Consider the following 21,859-nt stretch of genomic DNA (forward strand, 5'->3'; position numbering starts at 1 on the left):
AACCACCGCCCTGTTTTAACAGGGTTTTTATTTTTCTAAAAACATTCAAAACTTCCCTATTCTCTTTCCAAATCCAACCCGATTCAATACTAAGGCCGTCTGAAAGAGTATTTCAGACGGCCTTTTGAATTTGACCCTCGCTTTAATTTATATTGTTGGCGCTTGTTTTTTGGTATGATGTTTCCTTGATTCTTTTATATCAGCCTCGAGTTTGCTATGTCTGTCTATACCAGTGTTTCCGACGCTCAAATGCGTGACTTCCTTCTGCAATATGATTTGGGAGATTTTGTTTCTTTGCAGGGGATTGCTCAAGGAATTACTAATAGTAATTATTTTTTGACTACTTCAACCGGTCGTTATGTATTGACTGTTTTTGAGGTTTTGAAATCAGAAGAACTGCCTTTCTTTCTAGAACTAAACCAGCATTTGAGTCTGAATGGTGTTGCCTGCGCCGCTCCGATTGCTCGTAAAGATGGCGGACTGCATTCTATTTTGGCCGGAAAACCGGCTTGTTTGGTTACTTGTTTGAATGGTTCTGATACTGGCTGGCCAACTGAAGCTCAATGCTTCCATACCGGTGCTATGCTGGCCAAAATGCATTTAGCCGGCCAAGACTTTCCTTTAAAAATGAAAAATCCTCGTTATGATGACTGGTGGCACGATGCCTGCACTCAGTTGCTGCCTGTTTTAGATTCTGAGGATGCTGCACTGCTTCAATCTGAAATTGCAGCTTTAGATGAAAATCTAGGAGAGCATTTACCTTCCGGTATTATCCATGCCGATTTATTTAAGGACAACGTATTGCTTAATGGAGATGAAGTTTCCGGCTTTATCGACTTCTATTATGCGTGTAACGGTAATTTCATGTACGACCTGGCAATTGCGGTTAACGATTGGGCACGAACAGCTGATAACAAATTAGACCCTGTCCTTTATGATGCCTTTATCCATGGCTATGAAAGCGTACGTCCATTATCTGATGAAGAACACGCGTATTTTCCTACTGCACAAAGAGCCGGATGTATTCGTTTCTGGGTATCTCGCCTACTTGATTTCCATTTCCCTCAATCAGGAGAAATGACGTTTATTAAAGATCCAAATGCATTTAGAGATCTATTATTGAGTTTTAAATAATATAATAGATAAAAGGCCGTCTGAAATTCAGACGGCCTTTTATCTAATGCCCTCCCCCGCCGGAACCGCTAAACGGAGGTCTTGCCAGCCAAATAATGGGAATCATACTGATGAATATGATACTGCCTGCCAAGAAGATTTCATTTGAGCCAATAATAAAGCCTTGTTGGGAAATAGTACTATTTATCGTAGCCAGGGCTTGCTCTTTGCTCAGGCCATTGGCCATCATGCCTTGAATAGATTGGTTGCTGATTGAGGACAATGAATTAATATGTTCGGTCAGCTGAGTATGGTGCAGAGCTTCGCGCCGTTCCCACATGGTGCTGACAACGGACACTCCGACACCGCCCATAAAGACTCGCAAGAAATTAGACAAGCTACTGGCCGAGGCAATTTGGTTGCCCTTCATATGTGATAAGGTGATACTGGTCAGGGGCAGGAAGAACATGGCTACGCCTAAACCCTGCCAAAACTGTGGCCAAACGACGTTGCTCATATCCATGCCGGCATAGAAGTCGGTTCGCCAATGGAATGTATAGGCAAACACCAAGAAGCTGGCACTGACAAACAGGCGCATATCGACGCGATTGCCAAACTTACCAATAATCGGCGACAGAATAATCGGCAGAAAACCTACCGGTGCAGCAGCCAAACCAGCCCAAGTAGCGGTATAGTCGAGATTTGATTGCAACACCAAAGGCAGCAAGGTCAATGTACCCATATACACCATAAAGCCCAAGGATGTCGCAACAACGCCTATCGTAAAGTTTCTATTTCTAAACAATGACAAATCGACAATCGGGTATTCCTCGCCCAGCTCCCAAACAATAAAATAGGTCAGGAACACCAAAGCGGTAACGCCCAAAACGATAATCTCTCCCGAGGCAAACCAGTCCAATTCCTTACCTCTATCAAGCATCATTTGCAATGCGCCGACACCGACAATCATCAACACCAGCCCGACATAATCGATTGGCACCCTGACGATTTCAGTTTCCCTGTGTCGAAGCTGCTTCCAAGCAATAGTTGCAGACAAAATCCCGATCGGGATATTGATAAAGAAAATCCATCCCCAATGCCAATTGTCTGAAATCCAACCGCCTAAAATCGGCCCCAACACAGGGGCAACAACGACGGTCATCGCCCATAAGGCCAGCGCCAATGTTCGTTTTTCAGGCGGATAAGAAGCCATCAACAGGCTTTGGGACAAGGGAATCAATGGCCCGGCGATGAAGCCTTGCAATACACGGAAAAAAACCAAGGCTTGAAGATTATGTGCAATGCCACACAGCCATGACGTTACGACAAACCCGATCACAGCGGCGATAAAGATTTTGACCTCGCCGAACCGCTTGGCCAAAAAACCTGTCAAGGGAACAGAGATGGCATTGGCTACGGCAAATGAGGTAATCACCCAAGTTCCCTGCGTGGTAGCCGCACCCAAATCCCCTGCAATAACAGGCACGGCGACGTTGGCGATGGTGCTGTCCAAGACTTCCATAAATACGGCCAAGCTGAGCGCCAAAGTTGCCAACACCAGCTTAAACCCTTGTAAAGGCGGATAATTCATATTTATAAACTATAAGACAACCGCCAAAGCGGTCGATTGAAGAGAATCAATATTTCAGACGGCCTGAGCCTTCAATAAAAGACTCAGGCCGTCTGAAAAGATTATTTTGCGTATTGCTCGAAGATTTTATCGACTAAAGCATCGGCAGCTTTCCAATCCACACTTTCCGTTTCCGGCAAGGCAGTATTTCGTTCTGCTTCGGCAGTCATGGCTTTACCGCTGCCCTTCTCGGCAATATCGACTTTAACAGTCATCGACAAACCGACACGGAGCGGATTTTGTTGCAATTCTTTAGCATCCAAACTGATACGCACCGGCACACGTTGCACAACTTTAATCCAGTTGCCCGTTGCATTTTGCGCCGGCAGTAATGAGAACGCACTGCCCGTACCTGCCGACAAGCCCATTACCTTGCCATGGTAAACCACTTTACTGCCGTACAAATCGGCTGTCATTTCAACAGGCTGTCCGATTTTCATTTTGCGCAGTTGCGATTCTTTAAAGTTGGCATCCACCCACAATTCAGACAGAGGCACAACGGCCATCATCGGCGTACCTTGCGCGATACGTTGGCCGACTTGGACATTGCGTTTGGCAATTTGGCCGCTGATCGGCGAACGGATTTGCGTACGTTGCAGATTCAGCCAAGCGTCTTTGATGTGGCTGATGGCCGTCTGAACTACCGGTTGTTGGCGCAAAGGAATATTGCTGCCCAACGCTGCCTGAGCAGAAACTTCTTCCGCCTCAACCGCTTTCAATGCAGCCTGAGCCTGAACCACAGCGGCGCGAGCATGGCTGAGTTCTTCACCGGAAACCGCTTCCGTCCCCGCCAAAGATTCGCGGCGGCGCAAATCGGCTTGCGCACGGGCCAAATCGGCTTTACGCAACAACACTTGTGCTTTGGCTTTTGAATTGACCGCAGTTTGCTGTTTGTTTTGACGGATGGCCTGAATCAATTCATTTTGCGCGCGATCGTATGCCAGCTGAAAATCGCTGTCGTCCAAAGCCACCAAAACATCGCCTTTTTTCACGACATCCGTATCGTCATACATGACTTTGCGCACCGTGCCGTTCACCTGCGGCGTAATCATCACCAAATGACCGGCCACATAAGCATCTTCCGTTTCTTCTTCATGCTGCCAAAACAGGAAATACGCCAAAGCAACTCCTGCTGCCGCAATAAGGAATAGAAGCGTAACGATAACCAAATTGCGTTTGCGATGCGTTTTAGCGCCGGAAGCGACTACTTCCGTTTCTTTTTGGACATTATTTTTTTCTGATTGAGTATCCATAAGTCCTAACTTTAATTCTGCACATGTGATAACGATATTATTGTCTTGCTGGGTAGCTGACTTATACCATCAGCCCCAATACGAGCGTTTAACGCGCTAAAGGGTCATATTTTATAGTTACACTCTATTCATTACAATAATTTCTTCCGGTAGCAAATGTAAATAAGGTAAGCAAAAGGCCGTCTGAAATCACTTTCAGACGGCCTACGTTTTAATAAAACGTTTATTTCTTATTTAATTTAAAGCCTCCACCCAACTGGGCATTGAGGTTACTCCAAGCTGTCAGATATTCTGCATGGTATTGAACCGCCGACATTTTTGTACGCGCAACTTCGTCTTGTTTTTGCAAAGCGGTCAAGCCGTTATCCAAACCTGCACGAACACGTCCTTTCGCATTTTGCACAGATTTATCGGCAATATTGACCATCTTATTCCAAGTATCTTGTCGGCTTTTCAGGCTTTGATAGTCGACTACAGCATCTGCCGCCGAACGCATGGCGTTCAAAACGGTTTGGTCATACACGGCAACCTGCTCGTTATATTGGGCGCGTTTGCCCGCCAATTTGGACTGCAGCGCGCCGGAAGTAAACAATGGCAGATTCAAAGCCGGAACAATGCCCAACATACCGGATGTCCGTCCGCGAATCAGATTGAACGCATCAATGTGCGTCATACCTGCCAAAACTTTTAATTCGATATTCGGGTAAAACTCTGCTTCGGTCGATTTGACGATATGCCATTTCTCTTCAAGCAAAGCTTTTTGCGCCGCGATATCGGGGCGGGCCGCCAGTAAATCCGCTTCAATACGGCTAACCGGCAATGAAGGTACAGCCGCCATTTTTTCCGGAACCTGTCCATTCAATGCACCCGGTACACGGCCGGTCAATACAGCCAGACTGTTGAGGATTTTCTCATTTTTCTGAGTCCATGCCGATTTTTCAAGCTGTAATTGTTGTTGCGCCATTTCCAGAGCGTGCAAGGCATCGGCAGGAGCCAGCTGCGCTTTAACGCGTTGTTGCATCAGTTTCAATGCTTTATCCGCCAGCTCTATGCGCGTATCCAGCAAAGCCAGTTGTTCTGTCGCCATCTGCCACGCAAAATATTGGGCGGCAACGGCGTGAGCCAACTCGGTGCGGATATGATGCGCTTCATACTCCGCAGCCCTGCTTTTTCCTAAAACAGCTTGAATCTGCTCTCGGTTTTTACCCCAAAAGTCGAAAACCAAACTGCCTTGTAAGGCTGCGTGCGCCAAAACCAATGTATGGTCGGTATCAACCATACCGGCTTGAGGTTTGGGTGAAACATAAGCACCCAGACCTGTAACGCCCAAACTGACTTGCGGTTTGTTGGCGGCTCCTACAACGCCCAGCTGCGCCTGAGCCTGCTCAAACCTTGCCTTGACGACACGCAGATTGGTAGACGTCTGAATGGCGGAAGCAATCAAATTGTTTAATTTTTTATCTTTCAGCTTCATCCACCAGCCGTCTTGGGCAGTAGCGGCAGATTGGCCTTGCGGCAGCGGATAGGCTGTTGTCTCATCCAAAGGCGACTGTTTGCCGAACGGCGCACATGCCGCCAACAGCGAAACAGCGGCAACGCATACGCTTGATTTGACCAAACCTAATTTCATACAGACTCCGTTGATGTGTGTCTGCCGCAGACCTTCAGGCCGTCTGTTGTCAATTGCCCAAACGGTTCAACAGTTTACCCAACAGGTGTTGCAGCGTATCATAATCCTCTTTCGTGAAATCTTCCCACGCTTGGCCGCTCTGACGGGCAATTTGCGGCCATACTTTGTGGATAAAGGTCTCACCCGAAGGAGTCAATTTTAGCACAATCTGACGGCGGTCTTTCTGATTGATATAACGCTCTACCCAGCCGCGCTCAACCATGTCGTCCGACAGGCGTGTTGCACTGGTGCGCGTCAAGTCCATCAGGTCGCTCAAGCGCGAAGGCAGGATTTCGCTGTTTGGGCTGACGTAAACCGCCATCAGGGAAAACCACAGGTTTTCATTGATGCCGAACGCTTTCAGGTTTTCGTTCAAATGGCTGCTCAAACGTTCGGTTACAATGCGCAACATGCGAGATACTTGGTTTTGCTGCTCCGGAAACTGCGGCAGACGGGTAGAAAGCAAACGCATTGCGTTGACTAATTCGGTTTGTGAAAAACTCATAAATTCCTTCTTTCTGAGTGAATTATTTTATTCGATATCAATCAAAATAAAATATGCTTTAATAATTTACTTTAAGATACCAATTACTTACTTTAAGACGTTATACTAATTCAGATGATTATTTTAGTGTATGAAAATCTGATAATCGGTTACATGCTCCTACTAAACGGAGTTTTCTATGCCTAAATCATGAAAATTCGACCATAAAAAAAGCCGTCTGAAACCTTGATGACAACTTTCAGACGGCCTCCATAACGGATTAAAATAAGCTTTTTCACTTAAACCGGATTCAAACCATGAACACTTCCGCCTTTTTCCCCCGTATCACCCTTATCGGCGTCGGTTTAATCGGCGGCTCGTTCATGCTCGACCTCAAACGCTTGGGACTGGTGCAAACCGTTACCGGCATCGACACCAATGCCGACAACCTCAATTACGCACTCGAATGCGGCATCATCGACCATGCCTATCCGGATATTTGCGCCGAAAGCATCGGCAACGCCGATTTGGTTTTGATTGCCACGCCTGTCTCCGTCCTGCCTGACGTATGCCGCGACATCAAGCCCTTCTTAAAAGATACGGCCTGCGTTTCCGATGTCGGCAGCACCAAACAATCGGCACTCAATGCCTTCCGCACCCACTTATCCGACCGCCTGCCGCAATGTTTTGCCGCCCACCCGATTGCCGGCTCCGATCAAAGCGGGGCAAAATCCGCGCGTTGCGGTTTGTTTCAAAACAGCCGCCTGATTATTACGCTACATGGCCAAGAGGCTTCAGATGGCCTGAGACGGCTGAAAAGCCTGTGGCAGGCGGTTGGTTCGCAAATTTCGACCATGAGTGCCGAAGAACACGACAATATTTTTGCCGCCGTTTCCCACTTGCCGCACTTAGTCGCCTTTGCCTATGTCCACGCTTTGGTTGATCATCCTCACGGCAAAGACTACCTCCCCTATGCCGCCACCGGCTTTCGCGACTTTACCCGCATCGCTTCCAGCCATCCTGCCGTTTGGACAGACATCTGCATGGCCAACTGCCCTGCCCTGCTCAAACTGACCGGCGACTTGAAAGAACAATTATCCAAATTGGAACAGCTCCTTTCTGACGGCAACAAAACCGAGCTTTACCGCTATTTTGAAGAAGCCGCACAAATGCGTAATGACTGGCTGAAAAACCGTTAAACCTGTTTTCAGACGGCCTGAAACCTTCTCGGCCAAACCTTCATCACAATAAAAAGGGCATCTGTTTAGATGCCCTTTTTGATTTCTTACGACTTTAACCAACGTTTCACTCAGTCTTTCAAACGGAACTCAGCCGCTCTGGCGTGCGCAGTCAAACTTTCGCCATGCGCCAACACGCTGGCGGTTTTACCCAATTTCTGCGCACCTTGTTCTGAAACCTGAATCAGACTGGAGCGTTTTTGGAAATCATATGTTCCCAAAGGAGAAGAGAAACGCGCCGTGCGGCTGGTCGGCAAAACGTGGTTAGGGCCTGCGCAATAGTCGCCCAGGCTTTCACTGGTATAGCGTCCCATGAAAATCGCACCGGCATGGCGGATTTTTTTCGCCCACTCTTGCGGATTCTCAACCGACAATTCCAAGTGTTCGGGAGAAATATAGTTGGCGATTTCGCAGACTTCATCCAAGTCTTTAGCCAAAATCATTACACCGCGGTTGCCCAATGAAGCTTCAATAATCGCACGGCGCGGCATGGTTTCAATCAGGCGGTTCATGGCCGTCTGAACTTCGTCCAAATACGCTTGGGAAGTACCGATCAAAATCGCTTGTGCAATTTCATCGTGTTCCGCCTGACTGAACAAATCCATGGCCACCCAATCGGCAGGCGTCGTGCCATCGGCAATCACCAAAATTTCAGACGGCCCTGCCACCATATCAATGCCGACCACGCCGAACACACGACGTTTGGCCGCAGCGACAAAAGCATTGCCCGGGCCGGTAATCTTATCGACTTGAGGTACCGATTCCGTACCATAAGCCAAAGCCGCAACCGCCTGCGCGCCGCCGACCGTAAACACTTTGGTTACACCGGCCACAAAAGCAGCCGCCAACACAATATCGTTGCGCTCGCCTTTCGGAGTGGGAACAACCATGATGATTTCTTTCACGCCGGCAACGTGGGCGGGCATGGCATTCATAATGACGGAACTGGGATAAGCGGCTTTGCCGCCCGGAACATAAATACCGACACGGTCAAGCGGCGTAATCTGTTGACCCAAAAGCGTGCCGTCTTCGTCTTCGTAAGTCCACGACTCCATTTTTTGGTGTTTATGGTAGCTTTCCACCCGTCTCGCGGCCGTTTTCAAGGCCGTCTGAATGTTTTCAGGCAAACGCCCAAACGCAGACTGCAAATCGTCTTGCGTCAGGATTAAATCGTCAATGGTTTGTGCGGATGTACCGTCAAAGCGGTTGGTGTATTCAATCAACGCCGCATCGCCGCGTTTTTGAACATCGGCGCAGATGTCGGCAACAATACGGTCGATTTCAGGATTTTGCGCGGTTTCAAAAGCGAGTAATGCTTTGAGTTCGGCTTGAAAATCAGGGGATTGGGTGTCGAGTTTCTTCATGGTTTGCTCTCTTCCTTGTTTCGTTCCTATTGTTTTCAGACGGCCTCAGCCACACACATGCCGTCTGAACATTATCTTTTCAAAAAACCTTTTTTCTGCAAAAACGCCAACATATGCGGCCGCACAGGATTGCCCAAGGTTTTGGCCAGCGATTCCTTCCAAGGTATCGGACTTCCCTTGCGTAACTCATAATAATCCGCCACTGCCTGATTATAGGCTTCAACCGCCTCGGCATTCAGGCTCGGACAAGCGTTTTCGGCATAGACCATTTCCTTAGGCAGGCGCGGTTTGAGCGGTGGGTCTTGGTCGGGATAACCGAGACACAATCCCACCAAAGGTACGCAATAATCCGGCAGGTTCAATACATCCGATACTTTTTGCGCATTATTGCGCAGCGCGCCGATATACACGCCGCCCAGCCCAAGCGATTCGGCGGCAAGCAATACGTTTTGCGCCATAATACCTGCATCGACCGCACCAATCAGGGTTACTTCCGCCCAATCAATTTGCGCATCGGGAAACATCGCCTTGTGTTTAGAAAAATCGATGCAAAACAATAAAAATTCCGCACAATGGACAATATAAGGTGCGCTTCCTGCCGCTTCATGTATCCCCTGCCTCAGCGCAAGGTCGGATACGCGGATGATGGAAACGCATTGCAGATTGTTGGAAGTTGAAGCCTGTTGTCCGGCGCGAACCAGCGTATCGAGGATTTCATCGGCAATCGGTTCGGAAGTAAACCTGCGGATGGAACGATGGGAAAGAATCGTATCGAGTGTCGGTTTGCTTTGCATCATGACGGGGCTTTCAAACTGGGTTGGCAGACAGGTTTTGCCAAAAACTTTTCAGACGGCCTTAGCAGCATTTTCAAATGCCTGAATAATCGGATTCAACAGCGCATATTTGGTTTTCAATGCCGCCTTGTTGACCACCAAGCGGCTGGAAATATCAGCCACATGTTCTACAGCTTCCAAACCATTGGCTTTCAAAGTATTGCCGCTGGAAACCAAATCGACAATCGCGTCGCTCAGACCGACCAAAGGCGCAAGCTCCATCGAGCCGTACAGTTTGATGATGTCCACATGCACACCCTTGTCGGCAAAGTGTTCGGCGGCGATGTCTGGATATTTGGTGGCAATCCGTAAGCGGCTGCCGGGTTTGGACGCAGCGGCGTAATCAAAACCTTTTTTCACCGCAACCATCATGCGGCATGAAGCAATATGCAAATCCAAAGGTTGATACAGGCCATCTCCGCCATGCTCGATCAGCACGTCCTTACCGGCAATACCGAAATCCGCCGCACCATATTGCACATAAGTCGGCACATCGGTTGCGCGTACAATCACCAAACGGATATTGTCATGATTCGTACCAATAATCAGCTTGCGCGATTTTTCCGGCTCTTCAGCAGGCACAATACCGGCGGCGGCCAACAGCGGCAGGGTTTCCTCAAAAATTCGCCCCTTGGATAAAGCAATCGTTAAAAGTGTGTCGGTCATTTTTTCTTCTCCTTTGCCGTATCAAAAACAAGAAGGCCGTCTGAAATCCACAACCCATTTCAGACGGCCTCAACTACGGTTTTACAATAATGTTTTCACATCAGCCGCAATCGTTTCCGGCTCACTGCCATAAGGCGAGAAAATCGCCACTTCGCCGTTTTTATCAATCAAATATGCACCTGAAGAGTGGTCGACCAAATAGTTTTCGCTGTCTTCTTTTTGGTTAACTTTAGCCGATACCACACGGTATTGCTGTTTGATGACAGGCAGGCTTTGATCGCCGGTAGCCGTCAGGCCGATAAAATCAGGGTGGAACTGTTTGGCGTATTTGCCGATTACTTCAGGCGTATCGCGCTCCGGGTCGATGCTGACAAATACCACTTTCACGTCTTTAGCCTGATCGCCCAATTGTTTCAAAGTATCGCTGTAAGTCAGCAACTCGGTCGGGCATACGTCAGGACAGTGGGTATAACCGAACGACAGGATAACCACTTTGCCTTTCAAGTCGCTCAGGCTGAAAGGTTTGCCGTCGCCATCGGTCAATGTGAAGTCGCCGCCAATGTCTTCTTTGCGCATATCGGTACCACGCGCTTGCACTTTGGGTGCAGACTCACCGGAAGCAGCAGGCGCAGCAGAAGTGGCAGGTGTCGAAGAAGCCTCTTTGGCCTCTTCTTTAGGCTGACAAGCAGCCAGAGCAGCCAACGCAAAAGCACTGAGTAGGAAAGTTCGTGTAACGGAAAGCATAAATTTTCTCCAAAACCGTTTCAAATAAGTAAGGCCAAACAACCGCCCGGCCGATATAAAAACAAAACATCTTCATATTAACGCGTTTGACACATTAAATGTAGCCCTTTTTGCAGATAAATACTGCTTTTTTTGTTTTAAAAATCTGCCTTCCATTTAGATAGCCATCAAACACAAAAAGTTTAATTCATTAAAAATCAAACAAATATAAAAATAATCCAATTTTTTTTCAATTACTGCTTTACAAGATTCGAGAACTCGCTATAATGACGACTTCTTCGCTAGCCCAGGTGGCGAAATTGGTAGACGCAGGGGACTCAAAATCCCCCGCCGCAAGGTGTGTCGGTTCGAGTCCGACCCTGGGCACCAAATTTAAAAAACCTCTTGATTCGGTCAAGAGGTTTTTTGCTATTCTTTGTTTGCAAAATTTGCAAAAACCTTCTCCTTACTCAAACTGTCAACAATCCACCCACATCAAGCTCAATAAAACCGTTTTTTTATTTCTTTAAAATCAAACGATAATCTATTTTCACTCCTTAAACGTTAAAAGATGAAAGATTTTGTCTTGCTTGTACAGTCGGATTGCGTTATCGTTTCTACTCTTTTTCACAAACTCTGTGTTTCTTTCCAATTGCTTGGATAGTCTGACTGTCATCGTATTCCCTCAGTGCGCGTACCCTAAATCGCTGCTTGGTGGAATTGCATTACAGGTGCTGTGGTGAGGCGGATTGTTCCTATTGGTTTGAAACCATATAAAAGAGGTCAATATGCAATTATCTGGCGCACAAATCATCGTGCAAAGTCTCAAAGCCGAAGGTGTCGAGTATGTTTTCGGCTATCCGGGCGGCGCGGTTATCGAAATCTACGATGCCCTTTTCCAACTCAATAAATTCAAGCACATCCTGGTTCGCCACGAGCAGGCTGCCGTACATGCGGCAGATGCCTATGCCCGTGTCAGCGGCAAAGTCGGCGTTGCCTTGGTGACTTCCGGCCCGGGCGTGACCAATGCCCTGACCGGTATCGCCACTGCTTACAGTGACTCCATTCCGTTGGTAGTCATCAGCGGCCAGGTGGGCAACTCCCTTATCGGGACAGACGCATTCCAAGAAGTGGATACAGTCGGCATTACCCGCCCTTGTGTCAAACACAATTTCTTGGTGACCAATATTGCTGAGTTGGCAGATACCATCAAAAAAGCTTTCCAAATCGCCGCAAGCGGCCGTCCGGGTCCCGTTGTTGTCGATGTTCCTAAAGATGTCACCCAAGCAATGGCTAAATTCAGCTATCCGCAAGAAGACATCTTCATCCGCTCTTACCAACCAGTTGTACAAGGCCACATCGGTCAAATCAAAAAAGCCGTACAAATGCTGGCTTCCGCCAAACGCCCTATTGTTTACTTCGGCGGCGGCGTGATTTTAGGTAATGCCTCTGAGGAAATGACCAAATTCGTCCGCATGATCGGCGCTCCTTGTACCGGTACATTGATGGGCTTGGGTGCATACCCTTCCAGCGACCGCCAATTCTTGGGCATGCTGGGTATGCACGGTACTTATGAAGCCAACCTCGCCATGCAAAATGCAGACGTTGTACTGGCAATCGGTGCGCGCTTCGATGACCGCGTGATTTCCGTACCGTCCAAATTCTTTGAAAAAGCCAAAAAAATTATTCATATTGACGTTGACCCGTCCAGCATTGCCAAACGCGTCAAAGTGGATATCCCGATTGTCGGCGACGTGAAAAACGTATTGTCCGAAATGATTCAATTGTGGGGCAAGCAAGAATCTGCACCTGCAGCCGACTCATTGGATAAATGGTGGAAAAGCATTGAAGAATGGCGTTCGCGCAACTGCCTGTGGTTTGATAATGAAAGCGAAATCATCAAACCGCAATACGTCATTCAAAAACTGGCAGAAATCACCAATAATTCTGCCATCATTACTTCCGACGTCGGTCAACACCAAATGTTTACCGCCCAATATTACCCATTCGAGCGTCCTCGCCAATGGCTCAATTCCGGCGGTTTAGGCACAATGGGCGTCGGCCTGCCATATGCCATCGGCGCAAAACTGGCTGCTCCTGATCAAGATGTATTCTGTATCACCGGCGAAGGCTCGATTCAGATGAATATCCAAGAGCTGTCGACCTGCTTCCAATACCGCGTTCCGGTTAACGTCGTTACACTGAACAACGGCTACCTCGGCATGGTTCGCCAATGGCAAGAACTTTATTATGGCAACCGTGAATCGGAAACCTATTTCGATTCATTGCCTGATTTTGTCAAACTGGCTGAAGCCTACGGTCATATCGGCATCCGTGTGGACAAGAAATCCGATGTAGAAGGCGCGTTGCTGGAAGCATTAAACCAAAAAGACCGTCTGGTATTCCTCGATTTCTTGACCGATAAGAAACAAAACGTACTGCCTATGGTCGGCAACGGCAAAGGCTTGGACGAGATGGTTCTGCCGCCGCATATGCGCGAAACATTGTCAGCGTAAGGAGAGAAAAATGCGACATATCTTATCTATTCTGATGGAAAACGAATCAGGTGCGATGAGCCGTGTGGTAGGTTTGTTCTCCGCACGCGATTACAATATCGACTCCTTGGCTGTTGCGCCAACCGAAGACAAAACCTTGTCTCGCATGACCATCGTTACTCATGGCGACGAACACGTTATCGAGCAAATCACCAAACAACTCAACAAACTGATTGAAGTTATCAAAGTGGTTGACTTGAACGAAAGCCGTTTTGTCGAACGCGAACTGATGTTGGTAAAAGTCCGCGCCGTCGGCAAAGACCGCGACGAATTCCTACGATTGACCGAAATCTACCGCGGCAGTGTTATTGATGTAACAGACCGCAGCTACACCATCGAAATCACAGGTTCCACCGAAAAACTCGACTCTTTCCTCGAAACAGTCGGTCGCGCCCAAATTTTGGAAACCGTACGCACAGGCGCAGCCGGTATCGGTCGTGGCGAGCGCATTTTGAAAATTTAACGCTGTATCGTTCAGACGGCCTTTTACTTTCAACAAAGGCCGTCTGAAAAACAGTAGGAGACAAATATGTCAAGCATCCAAATCGTTGCATTAGTTACCGTCAAACCCGAATACACCGAGGCTCTGGCTGCCCAATTTAAAGAATTGGTCAAAGCCAGCCGTGCAGAAGAAGGCAACATCAGCTACGACCTGCACCAAGAAATCGGCAAACCCAACCGTTTCGTATTCGTAGAAAGCTGGAAATCCCAAGCAGCTATTGATGAGCACAATGCCAGCGAACATTTCCAAAACTTCGTCAAATCCATCGAAGGAAAAACCGAAGCATTGGAAATCGTCTTGATGAACCAAGTCCCTGCCTAATCCCCTATTACTTTTAACTCAACCCGGATTATCCGGAACCCTCTTACACTAAGGAAATAAAATGCAAGTTTATTACGATAAAGACGCTAACCTTTCTCTGATCAAAGGCAAAACCGTTGCCATCATCGGCTACGGTTCACAAGGTCACGCACACGCAGCAAACCTGAAAGATTCCGGCGTAAATGTCGTAATCGGTCTGCGCCAAGGCAGCTCTTGGAAAAAAGCCGAAGCAGCCGGCCACGACGTGCGCACCGTTGCTGAAGCAACTAAAGCAGCCGACGTTGTAATGATTCTGTTGCCTGACGAAAACCAACCTATCGTATACAAAAACGAAATCGATCCTAACTTGAAAGAAGGCGCAGTATTGGCGTTCGCTCACGGCTTCAACGTACACTACAACCAAATCGTACCTCGCGCCGACCTTGACGTTATCATGATCGCCCCTAAAGGCCCAGGCCACACCGTACGCAGCGAATTCCTGAAAGGCGGCGGCGTACCTTCCTTGATCGCCGTTTACCAAGATAAAAGCGGCAAAGCCAAAGACATCGCCCTGTCTTACGCAGCAGCCAACGGCGGCACTAAAGGCGGCGTAATCGAAACCAACTTCCGCGAAGAAACCGAAACCGACCTGTTTGGCGAACAAGCCGTATTGTGCGGTGGCGCAGTTGAATTGGTGAAATGCGGCTTTGAAACTTTGGTTGAAGCCGGTTACGCTCCAGAAATGGCCTACTTCGAATGTCTGCACGAGCTGAAACTGATCGTTGACCTGATGTACGAAGGCGGTATTGCCAACATGAACTACTCCATTTCCAACAATGCCGAATACGGTGAATACGTTACCGGCCCTGAAGTAGTGACTCCTGCAACCAAAGCTGCGATGAAAAAAGCGCTATACCGCATTCAAAGCGGCGAATATGCGAAAATGTTCATCCAAGAAGGCGCAACCAACTACGCCAGCATGACTGCCCGTCGCCGTCTGAACGCCGACCACCAAATTGAAAAAGTGGGTGCACAACTGCGTTCTATGATGCCTTGGATCGCTAAAAACAAACTGGTTGACCAAGACAAAAACTAATCTGTCTTTCAAGCAAATGAAACCTGCCTGATTACTCAGGCAGGTTTTTTTATAATTTTAAAACCCAATACACTATAAACCTCACTCAACAAGGCCGTCTGAAGACAATATAAACAACATTTACCCCCAACCTCTATAAACTGTCTTTCATGATTCTCCTAAAATTTCCTTTTAAAAAAACATATTACGAAATAAACGACTATTTTCTATACCTACTCTGTCTGCAAAAAACAACGTTTCCCAACAAAAATACGCCTAAAACAAGAGGAAAATTTGTTTTCTTAAGCCATAACCTTTATATTATGGTCATGGAATCGTTGAAACAGAACGATATCGTAATAAGAAGAACGAATGCTCGCTTCTTCACACTTAAAAAAGGAAAACAGCAATGAAAAAATCCCTGATTGCCCTGACTCTGGCTGCCCTGCCTGTTGCAGCTATGGCTGACGTAACTCTGTACGGTCAAATTAAAGCTGGCGTAGAAATTTCTAAAGTAAAAGAGGGTAAGACTTCTTCTAAAACTGCTACTGAGATTGCTGACTTCGGCTCTCGCATCGGTTTCAAAGGCCACGAACACTTGGGTAGCAACCTGAATGCTATCTGGCAAGTTGAACAAAAAACTTCTATCGCCGGTGGTGACTCTGGTTTCGCTAACCGTGAATCTTTCTTGGGCTTGGAAGGCGGTTTCGGTAAAATTCGTGCCGGTAACTTGGATAATGCCCTGAGCAACAGCAGCGACAGCTTCGACCCTTGGGAATCTAGTGCAGCTAACGAAGATGCTCTGCAATTGGGTAAAATCAAACGTGTAGATTCTCGTAAAGTATCTGTACGTTACGATACCCCTGTATTTGGTGGTTTCAGCGCAAGCGTACAATACCAACCACGTGACAATGCTAACCCTAGCGACAAATACACTCACACTGTGAAAAGCCGTGAGTCTTACGACTTAGGTCTGAACTACGAAAACTCTGGCTTCTTCGGTCGCTATGCTGGTTCTTATGCTAAACGTGCTGACTTGACTGCTGATTACTTGAAAGTATTCAACCGCAACAATAATTTGGCTGCTGGTACTTACAAAGATCACCAAGCTCACCGTCTGACTGCTGGTTACGATGCTAACAACCTGATGGTTGCTGTTGTAGGTCAATACGAAGGCTTCAAAGCTGACGTAGCTGGTGCTAAGAAAAACGAACGTACTGAAGTTGGTGCAACTGCTGCTTACCGCTTCGGCAACGTAACTCCTCGTGTTTCTTACGCTCACGGCTTCAAAGCTAAAGAAGAAGGCGTGAAACAAGAGAACAGCGCTTACAACCAAGTTATCGTTGGTGCTGACTACGACTTCTCTAAACGCACTTCTGCTCTGGTTTCTGCCGGCTGGTTGAAAGAAGGCAAAGGCGACTACAAATACGAGAAAACTGCTGGCACTGTTGGCCTGCGTCACAAATTCTAATCTTTGGATTAGTATGAAAAAGAGCCTGTTTTATGCAGGCTCTTTTTTATTCTTATGCCCTACCCTCAACGAAAATTAATTTAAGCGTTGTATATAAAAAGGCCGTCTGAAACCAATCAGTTTCAGACGGCCTTTAGTCTATCTATCCTTATTGCCAAATAACAATAAGTTCAACAGACAAGCTTTATTTCTCATTTAAAATCTTACCAACAATCTCGCCCACATCTTTGGACAAACCTTCTTGTGCATGGATGCGTTGCAACTCTTTAGTCATAACGGCTTTGCGGTTGGCTTCCAATTTGTTGCAGATGTTGAAAGCCTGCACCAGTCGAGCGGCAACTTGCGGATTAAAGCGGTCAATTTCCATCACTTTATCTGCTACAAAGCGGTAGCCGCTGCCGTCTTCTGCATGGAAGTGCGGAATATTACGACTGAAGCTCATCAATAAAGAACGGGCTTTATTTGGGTTTTCAATACTGAACTTAGGATGATTCAAGGCCGTCTGAACTTGCTGTAAAGTATCTTTACGGCGACTTGAGGCAATCAGGGCAAAGTATTTGTCCATTACCAAAGCATCATCGGCGAATTTATCGGCAAATTGTGTCAACAAACGATCGCGGATTTCACTTTCATTGCTGTTGATTGCAGATAAGATACCCCATTCGTGGGTCATGTTTTGCGCCATTGCTTCGTAATTCTCCGCAACGTGCTCGATATGCGCAGCGTCAGCACGAAGGATAAATGCCCTGCAAGCATTACGCAAAGTGCGCCAGCCGGCCAATTCCGGGCTGTATTCATAACGAACAGCGGCATCGGCTTGGTTTTCTTGCTCGGCAGCCTGACGGTTCAACTCGCGCCATTGAGGCAGGAACTTGACGGCAACGGAATTGAGCAAGGCTTCACGCGCTTGATGAACCTGAATCGGGTCAATATTTTCTTCTTCCGCCCATACATCGGTTTCAGACGGCATTTGCAGCAAAATGGCACGGAATGCCGGATCAAAGTCACCGGAAACCACCAAAGCCAAAGCATCCATCAATGCTTTGTGTTCCGGTAAAGGACGGCCTTCCGCCAATGCCTGACGGTTGGCATTAATGGCGCGATGATACAGGGTTTGAGCAGCCTCCCAACGTGCAAACTCATTTTCATCTGCCGCCAGCAAAGTCGCCAATTCTTGCTCGCTGTATGGATAGTTCAGGGTAACCGGTGCAGAAAAATCTCGTAGCAGAGACGGGATAACCGGCTCATTGACGCCGCCCAACACAAAAGTCTGCTCGGCTTCGGTCAATACCAAAACCGCCTCTTTCACCCGTTTGCCTTGATATTCAAACTCAACCGCTTCGCCTTTTTCATTCAGCAAACCGGTTTTGACCGGAATCATCATCGGCTGCTTGTCCGCCATATCGGGCGTGGCCGGAATGGTTTGTTTAATGGTCAATTCAAACGCTCCACCTTTCAGACGGCCTTGAGCATCTAAAACCGGCGTACCGGCTTGGCTGTACCATAAAGCAAACTGATCAAGATTGATGCCGTTTGCGTCTGCCATTGCGGCACGGAAATCATCACAAGTCACAGCCTGACCATCGTGGCGTTGGAAATACAGCTTCATGCCTTTTTGGAAGCCCTCTTCTCCGAGCAAGGTATGATACATGCGCACTACTTCTGCACCTTTTTCATAGACGGTCATGGTGTAGAAGTTGTTCATCTCCTCATAGCTGGCCGGGCGAACAGGATGCGCAGTCGGGCCTGCATCTTCAGGGAATTGGAACAAGCGTAGCATACGGACATTGTCGATACGGCGTACCACGCGGCTGGCTCGGTCGCCGGAAAACTCTTGATCGCGGAATACGGTCAAACCTTCTTTCAGCGACAATTGGAACCAATCGCGGCAGGTCACACGGTTGCCCGTCCAGTTGTGGAAATATTCGTGGCCGACAACAGATTCGATGCCTTCAAAGTCGGTATCGGTCGCGGTACGGCTGTTGGCCAGCACAAACTTGGTGTTGAAAATATTCAAACCTTTGTTTTCCATCGCGCCCATATTGAAATCGCCCACGGCAACGACCATGAAAATATCCAAGTCGTATTCCAAACCGAAGCGTGTTTCGTCCCATTTCATCGCATTTTTCAACGATTCAACTGCAAAACCGACTTTAGGTTTGTCTGTCTCCGTGGTGTAGAACTCGATTTTGACCTTACGGCCGCTCATGGTCGTAAAATAATCTTCCGTTACCGCCAAATCGCCTGCCACCAAAGCAAAGAGATAGCTCGGTTTGGCAAACGGATCTTCCCATTTCACCCAATGACGGCCGTCTGAAAACTCGCCGCCACCGATTTTATTGCCGTTAGACAGCAACACCGGATAGCGTTTTTTGTCTGCAACGATCGTGGTGGTAAATTTAGACATGACATCCGGACGGTCGATGTAGAACGTAATTTTGCGGAAACCTTCCGGTTCGCATTGGGTAAACAAATTGCCGCCGGAAGCATACAGACCCATCAGAGATTTGTTCTCAGCAGGCAGAATTTCGGTTTCCACTTCCAGCGTAAAGTTTTCAGACGGCACGCCTGCAATCGTCAGTTTTTCGTCTTCCAACACATAATCTACGGCCTGGCCGTTTACTTTCACAGACAGCAGTTTTGCCGAACCATCCAATACCAACGGCTCCCCTGCTCTTTCAGGTTGAACGGTCAGACTGGATTTGACGATGGTTTGCGGTTCTAAAATATCGAAATGCAGGTCGGTTTTCAGAATACGGTACGCTGGCGCGGCGTAGTCTTTCAAATAATGGATGGTTTTGCTCATTTGTTCTCTTTCAGAGTCATGCGGTAAATAGATGAAGCATATCGTTTCATCTAGCCTAAATTCAAGTGTTTTCAGAAAAAAAGCCGTCTGAAACCTAAAATTTCAGACGGCCTCCCTATTCAGGCAGCAAATCTAGTTGCCTGTCATTGCCAACTTACCACTGATACAGCGCACCGGCACCCACACCGACATGACCGTCGGTATTGGCCGAGAAGTTGCCTTTGACAATCCAGTTGCCGCCGTCGCTCATCGCAGACACGCCAATGGCCATGGCAGACTGGCCGCCATAGTAGCCGCTGCCGACACCGATACCGGTCGCACCCGGACGGGTTACTTGCGGAATCGAGCCTTGGGCAATCGCACCGGCCACACCCGCGTAGGCTTTCTTACCTACTTGGTTGATGTTGTTCTGCAACTCGGTACCCAAACCAATCAATTGGTTCACGTTTGCCGCGTCTGTACCGTCTTTACCCGGAGCCACATTGGTAATGCGTTGGCCGCCGTTGTTCAGACCGACAGGAGACAATTTGACTTGGTTGTTCGGATTGTTTTCAGTCGGCGCAGCGATGGTTACGCCATCGTTGTTGACCACGGTATTGCCTGCGGTCAGACCGTCTTTGTTCAACGCAACTTTATTGCCGACTTTCACGCCGTCGTTATTCATCACAGTATCACCTGCTTTGAATGTATCGGCATTCACTGTCTTCACGCTAATCTCGTCAGCCAGCTTCAGTTGAGCGCCACCGGCTACGGTTTCGCTGATGATGTTGCTGTCGCCTTTAACGTTGATGGTAGAACCCAATGCGTAGTTGTTGCTGCCGGTTGTACCGCCAAAGTTAATGCCTTTGGCGATAGTCGCAGCATTGTTGGCTACGTTTTGGTCGGTTGCGTACAACTGGCTGCCGTTGACGGCATCTTTGCTGTTCGCATTGAGGTCGCCGTCGGCTACGTTGGTTACTTTGTTGCCCGCATTGTCCAAGCCGTCTTTAGTCAGGTTTACCTTGCCTGCTTTCAAGCCGTCTTTGTTCAATGCAACATCGTCACCCACTTTCACACCATCAGTATTCACTGCGGTATCGCCGGCTTTCACGCTGTCAACATCCAAGTCTTTATCGGTTGCCACCTCGTAAACAGTTTGACCCTTGTCGCCTGTTTTCTGAGTGACAACGATGTTCTTACCTTGAACGACTTCAGTCTTAGATGCAGCAGCAGCTTGTTTCAGTTGGGAAACATTGACTGCATCGGTGTCATCCGTACCGGCCGCAACGTTGGTAATCTTGTTGCCGCCATTATTCAAGCCAGCTTTGGTCAGGTTGACATCGCCTGCTTTCAAGCCGTCTTTGTTCAAGGCAACATCATCGCCAACTTTCACACCGTCATTATTCATCACAGTATCGCCTGCGGTAACGCTGTCGACTTTCAGGTTTTTATCGGTAGCCACTTTGTAAATGGTTTGGCCATTGGCACCGACATCCTGAGTAACAACAATGTTATCGCCTTGAACGACTTCAGTCTTAGCCGCAGCCGCAGCTTTGTTCAACTGAGCAACATTCACCGCATCAGTATCATCGGTACCGGCTGCAACGTTGGTAATCTTGTTGCCGCCGTTGTTCAAGCCGGCTTTAGTCAGGTTGACATCGCCAACTTTCACACCATCGGTATTTACAGTGGTATCACCGGCTTTCACGCTATCAACAGCCAAGTCTTTAGCCAATTTGACTTCCAACTTATCAGAGCCATTCGCTACAACGCCGATATTGCCGTCTGAAAGTTTGGTTGCATCAGTTTGACCGCCAACAATATTCAGCTTCGTACCCGGTTTGCGTTCAACATCTTTGCCGCTGTCTCCGCCAAAAGTCAAAGGCAGATTGGCAGTTGCATTGACGGCTTTGATTGCATCGTGGATATTGTTCTCACCAGTACCGCCAATATCGGTCATGCTGATGTTGCCGCCATTATTGGCCGCATTACCACCCAATACATTCACCAACTGATCTTGGGCCGCATTCAGCTGCTCTTCGGTCGCCGCACGTTTACCTTGGGCAAAGTCGTTGCCGCCCAAAGTCGTATTGCTCAAGCCGCTGACTTCACCTTTATCGCCATCGATTTTCACCGGAGCCGCTTGACCGACATTCAACACATCGGCCAGTTTCAGCTGTGCGCCACCGGCTACGGTT

Annotated in this window: 17 protein-coding genes and 1 tRNA gene; 8 read left to right on the plus strand and 10 right to left on the minus strand. The window is 48.0% G+C overall.

Features of this window, described 5'->3' with window-relative positions:
• Nucleotides 1-216: 216 nt before the first annotated feature.
• Nucleotides 217-1,134: a homoserine kinase gene (gene thrB, locus HMPREF2606_RS07495; protein WP_070583361.1), complete on the plus strand. Its 918-nt coding sequence runs from the start codon at nt 217-219 to the stop codon at nt 1,132-1,134.
• Nucleotides 1,135-1,177: 43 nt separating this feature from the next.
• Here thrB and HMPREF2606_RS07500 read toward each other — a convergent pair whose 3' ends face one another.
• From HMPREF2606_RS07500 to HMPREF2606_RS07515, 4 genes are all read right to left on the minus strand, one after another.
• Nucleotides 1,178-2,704, minus strand: coding sequence for a DHA2 family efflux MFS transporter permease subunit (locus HMPREF2606_RS07500; protein WP_070711899.1), 1,527 nt, complete (start codon nt 2,702-2,704; stop codon nt 1,178-1,180).
• A 101-nt stretch (nt 2,705-2,805) separates the two neighbouring features.
• Nucleotides 2,806-3,996 carry an HlyD/EmrA/EmrK family protein gene (locus HMPREF2606_RS07505; RefSeq protein WP_070711897.1) on the minus strand — a complete coding sequence of 397 codons (1,191 nt, stop codon included), beginning with the start codon at nt 3,994-3,996 and terminating at the stop codon, nt 2,806-2,808.
• 223 nt (nt 3,997-4,219) lie between these two features.
• Nucleotides 4,220-5,626 (minus strand): efflux transporter outer membrane subunit, encoded by a 1,407-nt coding sequence (locus tag HMPREF2606_RS07510; RefSeq protein WP_070843476.1) that lies wholly within the window; start codon nt 5,624-5,626, stop codon nt 4,220-4,222.
• A gap of 49 nt (nt 5,627-5,675) precedes the next feature.
• Nucleotides 5,676-6,170 (minus strand): MarR family transcriptional regulator, encoded by a 495-nt coding sequence (locus HMPREF2606_RS07515; RefSeq protein ID WP_070711893.1) that lies wholly within the window; start codon nt 6,168-6,170, stop codon nt 5,676-5,678.
• 296 nt (nt 6,171-6,466) lie between these two features.
• On the opposite strand from HMPREF2606_RS07515, the gene HMPREF2606_RS07520 reads away from it, so the two are divergent.
• Nucleotides 6,467-7,348 (plus strand): prephenate dehydrogenase, encoded by an 882-nt coding sequence (locus HMPREF2606_RS07520; protein ID WP_070843477.1) that lies wholly within the window; start codon nt 6,467-6,469, stop codon nt 7,346-7,348.
• A 110-nt stretch (nt 7,349-7,458) separates the two neighbouring features.
• On the opposite strand, the gene hisD is transcribed toward HMPREF2606_RS07520, so the two are convergent.
• The 4 genes from hisD to HMPREF2606_RS07540 all read right to left on the minus strand — a co-directional run bounded on the left by hisD (nt 7,459) and on the right by HMPREF2606_RS07540 (nt 10,994).
• Nucleotides 7,459-8,751 (minus strand): histidinol dehydrogenase, encoded by a 1,293-nt coding sequence (gene hisD / locus HMPREF2606_RS07525; protein WP_070843478.1) that lies wholly within the window; start codon nt 8,749-8,751, stop codon nt 7,459-7,461.
• Between the two features lie 71 nt (nt 8,752-8,822).
• Nucleotides 8,823-9,548 carry an oxygen-insensitive NADPH nitroreductase gene (gene nfsA / locus HMPREF2606_RS07530; protein WP_070748281.1) on the minus strand — a complete coding sequence of 242 codons (726 nt, stop codon included), beginning with the start codon at nt 9,546-9,548 and terminating at the stop codon, nt 8,823-8,825.
• 48 nt (nt 9,549-9,596) lie between these two features.
• The gene (hisG, locus tag HMPREF2606_RS07535) at nt 9,597-10,250 is read right to left on the minus strand and encodes an ATP phosphoribosyltransferase (RefSeq protein WP_036473098.1); all 654 of its coding nucleotides are present in this window, start codon (nt 10,248-10,250) and stop codon (nt 9,597-9,599) included.
• Between the two features lie 81 nt (nt 10,251-10,331).
• Nucleotides 10,332-10,994 carry an SCO family protein gene (locus HMPREF2606_RS07540; RefSeq protein WP_070583489.1) on the minus strand — a complete coding sequence of 221 codons (663 nt, stop codon included), beginning with the start codon at nt 10,992-10,994 and terminating at the stop codon, nt 10,332-10,334.
• A 284-nt stretch (nt 10,995-11,278) separates the two neighbouring features.
• Between HMPREF2606_RS07540 and HMPREF2606_RS07545 the strand changes: the two genes are divergently transcribed.
• From HMPREF2606_RS07545 to porB, 6 genes are all read left to right on the plus strand, one after another.
• Nucleotides 11,279-11,363, plus strand: a tRNA-Leu gene (locus HMPREF2606_RS07545).
• A 398-nt stretch (nt 11,364-11,761) separates the two neighbouring features.
• A complete protein-coding gene (ilvB, locus tag HMPREF2606_RS07550; RefSeq protein ID WP_070711885.1) occupies nt 11,762-13,489 on the plus strand; it encodes a biosynthetic-type acetolactate synthase large subunit in 1,728 nt (575 codons plus the stop codon).
• A gap of 10 nt (nt 13,490-13,499) precedes the next feature.
• The gene (gene ilvN / locus HMPREF2606_RS07555; RefSeq protein WP_003685820.1) at nt 13,500-13,991 is read left to right on the plus strand and encodes an acetolactate synthase small subunit; all 492 of its coding nucleotides are present in this window, start codon (nt 13,500-13,502) and stop codon (nt 13,989-13,991) included.
• A gap of 66 nt (nt 13,992-14,057) precedes the next feature.
• Entirely contained in the window at nt 14,058-14,351 is a 294-nt protein-coding gene (locus HMPREF2606_RS07560; protein WP_070583491.1) for a putative quinol monooxygenase, read from the plus strand.
• Between the two features lie 61 nt (nt 14,352-14,412).
• Nucleotides 14,413-15,426 (plus strand): ketol-acid reductoisomerase, encoded by a 1,014-nt coding sequence (gene ilvC / locus HMPREF2606_RS07565; RefSeq protein ID WP_070711883.1) that lies wholly within the window; start codon nt 14,413-14,415, stop codon nt 15,424-15,426.
• Between the two features lie 388 nt (nt 15,427-15,814).
• Nucleotides 15,815-16,876 carry a trimeric porin PorB gene (gene porB, locus HMPREF2606_RS07575; protein WP_070843479.1) on the plus strand — a complete coding sequence of 354 codons (1,062 nt, stop codon included), beginning with the start codon at nt 15,815-15,817 and terminating at the stop codon, nt 16,874-16,876.
• Nucleotides 16,877-17,060: 184 nt separating this feature from the next.
• Here porB and pepN read toward each other — a convergent pair whose 3' ends face one another.
• On the minus strand, nt 17,061-19,682 hold the full coding sequence (gene pepN, locus HMPREF2606_RS07580; RefSeq protein WP_070585019.1) for an aminopeptidase N: 2,622 nt from the start codon (nt 19,680-19,682) through the stop codon (nt 17,061-17,063).
• Between the two features lie 154 nt (nt 19,683-19,836).
• A partial coding sequence (locus tag HMPREF2606_RS07585) for a YadA family autotransporter adhesin (RefSeq protein ID WP_210400405.1) occupies nt 19,837-21,859 on the minus strand: 2,023 nt, incomplete at its 5' end.

This window comes from Neisseria sp. HMSC070H10, assembly GCF_001837635.1.
In the GTDB taxonomy this organism is placed as follows: Bacteria; Pseudomonadota; Gammaproteobacteria; order Burkholderiales; family Neisseriaceae; genus Neisseria; species Neisseria subflava_A.